Raw genomic sequence first — 5409 nt, 5'->3', positions numbered from 1 at the left:
CTGGCATTGGCCTAGCGCTGCGAAGGGGTGGCCGAAGGCCAGACCCGACGCCTGTAGGGCGAGGGGCCGAGCGGATAGCGAGCCCCGTAGCATAGCGGCACCTGCCAGCAGGCCCCCTCCTTGCGGCAGGGGCAGGCCCCATCCCGCGAAGCAGGCTGGGCAGGCTCAAAAAAATGACAATCTGGTGGGCGCCCGTTTTTTCGTTTCCCCGCAACCAAGTCTGTAGCGATCGGCAGGTTTGTTGGATTTTGGGTAACCCCACTCTTTAAAAAATCCCTAAATTCCCTGCAAAAAAGATGATCAACCTAATCAGTGATACGGTCACCAAGCCTACACCCGGTATGCTGGAAGCGATGATGCAGGCGGAGGTGGGCGACGACGTTTTTGGGGAGGACCCCACCGTGAATGCGCTGGAAAAGAAAGTGGCGGAGATGTTTGGCAAGGAATCGGCTTTGTATTGCCCTTCCGGCACGATGACCAATCAGATTGCCATCAAAGCGCATACGCAGCCATTGGACGAGGTCATCTGTGATGAGTACTCCCACATCTATCAATACGAGACTGCGGGCTACGCTTACAATTCTGGTGTGGGCATCAATCTGATCAAAGGGGAAAATGGGAAAATCACTGCCGAGCAGATAGCTGCCGCCATTAAGCCCCGCTACGATTGGCTGCCCATTAGCCGGCTGGTGGTATTGGAGAATACCTGTAATAAAGGAGGGGGCAGTCACTACACCCTGGACGAAATCCGCCCTATTCAAACGCTGTGCCGGGAAAAAGGGCTGGCGTTGCACCTCGATGGCGCAAGGCTCTTTAATGCGTTGGTGGAAACAGGGGAAAGCACTCAGGAAGTGGGGGCTCACTTCGATAGCGTCTCCCTATGTTTATCTAAAGGGCTTGGCGCCCCGGTGGGGTCTGTCCTGATAGGAACTAGCGCTTTCATACAGCAGGCCCGGCGCTTGCGCAAAGTGATGGGGGGCGGTATGCGGCAGGCCGGCTATTTGGCAGCAGCTTGTATATATGCACTGGACCATCAGGTGGAGCGGCTACGGGAAGATAATGAAAGGGCCCGCCGGATAGGGGAGGTGCTGAGCAGCCTGGGCTACGTGGAGAGCGTCCGGCCGGTACGTTCCAATATCCTGATTTTTGATCTGCAGGAAGGGCTTACTGCAGATGCCTATTTGGCTTATCTTAAAGAAATGGGCGTGCTGGCCTCTGCTTTTGGCCCACAGACGGTACGCTTTGTGACGCATTTGGACTTCACAGAAGAAATGCTGCCCAAGGTGGTAGGTGCGCTGCAGCGCTTTAAACGATAAGGAATGAGCTAAGACCCTTGTTGCCTGCGGTCAATCTCATCTCGTATCTCGGCCGCACGCTCGTAGTTTTCTTCGCTCAGCACTTCATCCAGCATTTTGCGGAGGTCTTCCACGGTATAAGCAGAAAGGCTGGCTTTTTGCTCGGTCACGCCTGCGTCGGCGTCCGGTGCAGGCCCATCCTCATCTTCCCCATCTTCGAGCACAACGCCTGCAGCGTCAAGGATGAATTCGTAAGTGAAAATAGGGCAGTTGAAACGTACAGCCATGGCCAGCGCATCGGAGGTGCGAGAATCAATTTCGATGATCTCGCCATCCTTGATGCAGATGAGGCGGGCATAGAAGATGCCATCCAAAAGGTTGTTGATGATGACCTCCTTGAGCTCGATATTGAAGGTGTCCAGTGTATTTTTGAACAGGTCGTGGGTCAACGGCCGGTTGGGCGTCATCCGCTCCATAGCAACTGCTATGGCTTGGGCTTCAAAGCTTCCAATGACAATAGGCAGGCGGCGGGAGCCGGTCTTTTCGCCTAATACGACGGCATAGTTGTGCGACTGGGTTACACTGTGGGATAAAGCAACAATATCGAGTTCTAACTTTTTCATTGGTAATGGCGTCGTAGTACATTTGCAATTCAGGCCATCTAGGCCTGGTAGTTCACTAGAATACGGATGTCCCGTCCACCCATTTGGGAGCGCAAAGGTAGCGAATTCGGCAGAACTTTCCGCCTGCCTGCCCGCAATTAAAGGCAGGGGCGTTCAGTATCTCCAAGGCTTATGGCTTGCGCTTGGCCGCCTCCCATAGGGCGTCCATTTCCGCTAGCGTCATTTCTTCCAGTGGCCGGCTGGCCTTTGCTTCTATGTATTCAAACCGGGATTTGAATTTCTGGTTGACCCGCTCAAGCGCGGTTTCGGGGTCTATGCCTTCAAAGCGTGCGTAGTTGATCAGGGAGAAGAGGACATCCCCAAACTCTTCTTCCCGCCGGGCCTGGCTTTGCCCTTCTTCGAGCACCTCCCTCAGTTCGGCCATCTCTTCTTCTACCTTGGCCCACACCTGTGCTTTGTTTTCCCATTCAAAGCCTACTTGCTTTGTTTTTTCTTGCATACGGTAAGCTTTTACCATAGCCGGGAGGGAGCGGGGCACACCTGCCAAAACAGATTTTTTGCCTTCCTGCAGTTTCAGTTGCTCCCAGTTTTTTTTGACAGCCTCCTCGTCTTCTGCCACAACATCCCCGTAGATATGAGGGTGCCGCTTGATGAGCTTGTCGCAAACGCCGTTCAGCGCATCTGCAATATCGAAAGCACCTTTCTCTTCAGCGATTTTGGCATAAAAGACCATGTGCAGCAGCAGGTCGCCCACTTCTTCCTTGATCTCTTGCAGGTCTTCATTGAGGATAGCATCAGCCAGCTCATAAGTCTCTTCAATAGTCAGATTGCGGAGGCTTTGGAAAGTCTGCTTGCGGTCCCAGGGGCACTGTTCCCGCAGCTCGTCCATAATCGTTAAAAGCCGGGCAAAAGCTTCTTGTTTTTCTTGCATGCTATCAGTTTAGTGTATTTTTGCGCTGCTCAAAAAGGTGAACCCTACCCCCTTAGGGGTTGTTCACACCACAGACAGCAAAATAAAACAACAATCATGGAGTTTCTGTATATCCTGGGGATCATCTTCGCTGTATTTGGCGTAAGCTTCGCCCTTATCAATATCAGGCACCTTGTTACCGGGAATGAGTTCCGGGGTACTTGTGCTACCAATAACCCTATGTTGAAAGACCAAGTAGGGGAGTGTACCGTTTGTGGGAAAAAACCGGACGAAGCGTGCAAAATGCCAGAGCCTGGCAAAGCATAGACCGGACTAAAAAAGCCCTGTGGGAAGGCGGCAAAAGACGGCCTTCCCTAATAGGTCCCTACGGAAAGCATCACAAGGGTACAGCCTACCTCCACTTCAATGCCCTCATCTTTGGCCCGCTGAATGAGCGCTAAGTTCTCAGTGCCCGGGTTGAAGATGATGCGCTTGGGCTTCAGCCCTAAAATATAATCGTAGTAAGCTTCCTGCCTTTTGGGGTTCAGGTACAGCGTCACCGTATCAACGGCCTCGACCTCCGGCTGCCCAAGCTGTATCGCTATCCCTTCAATCTCTCCCTCTTTTATCCCTACGGGCACTACCTCATGCCCTTTCCCAGACAACTGCTGCACAGCAGCGTAAGAATAACGTATGGGCTTTGGGGAAGCGCCGAGGACTACAGTTTTCTTCATGGCAGATGGATTTCGTTTATCTGAAAACACCCTCAAAAAGGGGAGTGTTGCCAAGCGGCCCGCAGATTATCGTTTTTGTAGGCTTGCCCCCTGCACCATGTGATGGGCCTGCCCCTGCCGCAAGGAGGGGCCCTGCTGGCAGGTGCCGCTATGCTACGGGGCTCGCTATCCGCTCGGCCCCTCGCCCTGCAGGCGTCGGGTCTGGCCTTCGGCCACCCCTTCGCAGCGCTAGGCCGATATCAGGGTCAAGGTTAAAGCAGGAAGCCCGGCCCTGCGCCCGAAGGGCGGCTAAGGCACTACGATGGATTTTGCAGCCTCCCTGGCGCAGCAAGACAGACAGCACGCCACACCGTAGAGGAGAACCAGGGGGGCTGCAAAAAAAGCAGGGCGCCCGCTTGCGCTGACGCCCTGCTTTATGCGGTCTGCCCACAGTCCATTTAGACCAGGATGCGGATAGGGTCTTCCAAGATTTCCTTGACCGTCTGCAAGAACTGTGCGCCAGTGGCACCGTCCACCACACGGTGGTCGCAGGAAAGGGTTACCTTCATCATATTGCCAACCGCCAGCTCGCCGTCCTTGACAATCGGCTTTTGGATGATGCCGCCCACAGCGAGGATGCAAGCATCTGGCGGGTTGATGATGGCTGTAAATTCCTCAATGCCAAACATGCCCAGGTTGGAGATCGTAAAGGTATTGCCCGTCATCTCATCTGTAGAAAGTTTGCGGGACTTGGCTTTGCCGGCCAGCGTTTTTACCTCCGTATTGATCTGAGACAAAGACTTCATATCCGCAAAACGGATGACCGGTACGAGCAGTCCATCTTCGACGGCAACGGCTACCCCCACATTGACATCCTTGTTGAGGCGGATTTTATCGCCCAGCCAGGAAGAGTTGATAGCCGGGTGTTTGCGCAGGGCTACTGCACAAGCCTTGACGACCAGGTCGTTGAAAGAGATTTTTGTTGGGGCGACCTCATTGATGCGCTTGCGCACCTGAATGGCATTGCCCATATTGATTTCTACCGTAAGGTAAAAGTGAGGGGCGGAGAACTTGCTTTCGCCCAAGCGGCGCGCGATGGTTTTGCGCATCTGCGAAACCGGCTGATCCTCGTAGTTGTCCCCGCTTGCGGAAATAGAAAACTCCGGGACGTTGGGCACTGCTGCCTCTGTTTGTGGCGCAGCTGCGGGAGCGCTTTGCGGGGCAGCAGGCTGAGCCTTAGGCTGTGGCGCGGCCTGCTGTTGGCTGATGGCTTCCTCTACGTCGCGTTTCACGATACGGCCCCCATCGCCGCTGCCAGCAATTGCAGAGAGGTCGATGCCTGCGTCTTTGGCCATGCTCCTAGCCAGAGGAGAGGCTTTCACCCGCTGATCGTCGTCTGAAGAAGGTGCTGCAGGCTTGCTGCTTTCCTCCTGTACAGGCGCTGCCGCCTCTTCTGCCGCGCCCTCCTGTTGCTCAGCCGCAGGCGCTTCGCCCCCATCGCCAGAACTTTCGATGGCTGCTTTCCAATCTTCGCCTTCCTCACCGATGACTGCGATCACACCATTAATGGGGACAGGGCCTTCTTTGACAGCGATGTGCAGCAGCACACCATCGAAATAGCTGTCGAGCTCCATCGTGGCTTTATCGGTTTCCACCTCCGCCAGGGTTTCGCCCGCTTCGACTTCATCTCCTTCTGCCTTTAACCAGCTAACAATATTGCCCTCTTCCATGGTATCGCTCATCCGGGGCATGCGTATGACTTCAGCCATATTTCGGTTATTTAAAAGTTGAGTGTTTTGGTAATACTGATTTCCATTCTGAGTTCATTCGAAAGGCAGAACGGAAGTTCCGTTATTTTTTTTCGTGTA

General features: G+C 54.1%; 6 protein-coding genes. 2 read left to right on the top strand and 4 right to left on the bottom strand.

The features are described 5' to 3' along the window. The first annotated feature begins 296 nt into the window (after positions 1-296). Positions 297-1316, top strand: coding sequence for a threonine aldolase family protein (locus tag FRY97_RS21395; RefSeq protein ID WP_147169667.1), 1020 nt, complete (start codon positions 297-299; stop codon positions 1314-1316). Between the two features lie 8 nt (positions 1317-1324). Here the strand turns inward: FRY97_RS21395 and FRY97_RS21390 are convergent, their stop codons facing one another. Beyond that, on the bottom strand, positions 1325-1918 hold the full coding sequence (locus FRY97_RS21390) for a bifunctional nuclease family protein (protein ID WP_147169666.1): 594 nt from the start codon (positions 1916-1918) through the stop codon (positions 1325-1327). A gap of 169 nt (positions 1919-2087) precedes the next feature. Then, positions 2088-2849: a nucleoside triphosphate pyrophosphohydrolase gene (gene mazG, locus FRY97_RS21385; RefSeq protein WP_147169665.1), complete on the bottom strand. Its 762-nt coding sequence runs from the start codon at positions 2847-2849 to the stop codon at positions 2088-2090. Positions 2850-2945: 96 nt separating this feature from the next. Here mazG and FRY97_RS21380 point away from each other — a divergent pair, with 96 nt between their 5' ends. After that, positions 2946-3155, top strand: coding sequence for a hypothetical protein (locus tag FRY97_RS21380; RefSeq protein WP_147169664.1), 210 nt, complete (start codon positions 2946-2948; stop codon positions 3153-3155). Positions 3156-3202: 47 nt separating this feature from the next. Here the strand turns inward: FRY97_RS21380 and FRY97_RS21375 are convergent, their stop codons facing one another. Both FRY97_RS21375 and FRY97_RS21370 read right to left on the bottom strand, forming a co-directional pair. Continuing rightward, complete coding sequence (locus FRY97_RS21375; RefSeq protein WP_147169663.1) at positions 3203-3562, bottom strand: CoA-binding protein; 360 nt, start codon at positions 3560-3562, stop codon at positions 3203-3205. Positions 3563-3999: 437 nt separating this feature from the next. Continuing rightward, positions 4000-5310: a pyruvate dehydrogenase complex dihydrolipoamide acetyltransferase gene (locus FRY97_RS21370; protein WP_147169662.1), complete on the bottom strand. Its 1311-nt coding sequence runs from the start codon at positions 5308-5310 to the stop codon at positions 4000-4002. Positions 5311-5409: the final 99 nt, after the last annotated feature.

Origin of the sequence: Phaeodactylibacter luteus, assembly GCF_007993045.1 — a bacterium.
GTDB lineage: Bacteria > Bacteroidota > Bacteroidia > Chitinophagales > Saprospiraceae > Phaeodactylibacter > Phaeodactylibacter luteus.
This window is presented reverse-complemented; position numbering and strand designations above follow the sequence as displayed.

Excerpts from the sequence above, each read along its gene's own strand:
- FRY97_RS21395 (WP_147169667.1), top strand. The coding sequence starts at position 297 with ATGATCAACCTAATCAGTGATACGGTCACCAAGCCTACACCCGGTATG.
- FRY97_RS21390 (WP_147169666.1), bottom strand. The coding sequence starts at position 1,918 with ATGAAAAAGTTAGAACTCGATATTGTTGCTTTATCCCACAGTGTAACC.
- mazG (WP_147169665.1), bottom strand. The coding sequence starts at position 2,849 with ATGCAAGAAAAACAAGAAGCTTTTGCCCGGCTTTTAACGATTATGGAC.
- FRY97_RS21380 (WP_147169664.1), top strand. The coding sequence starts at position 2,946 with ATGGAGTTTCTGTATATCCTGGGGATCATCTTCGCTGTATTTGGCGTA.
- FRY97_RS21375 (WP_147169663.1), bottom strand. The coding sequence starts at position 3,562 with ATGAAGAAAACTGTAGTCCTCGGCGCTTCCCCAAAGCCCATACGTTAT.
- FRY97_RS21370 (WP_147169662.1), bottom strand. The coding sequence starts at position 5,310 with ATGGCTGAAGTCATACGCATGCCCCGGATGAGCGATACCATGGAAGAG.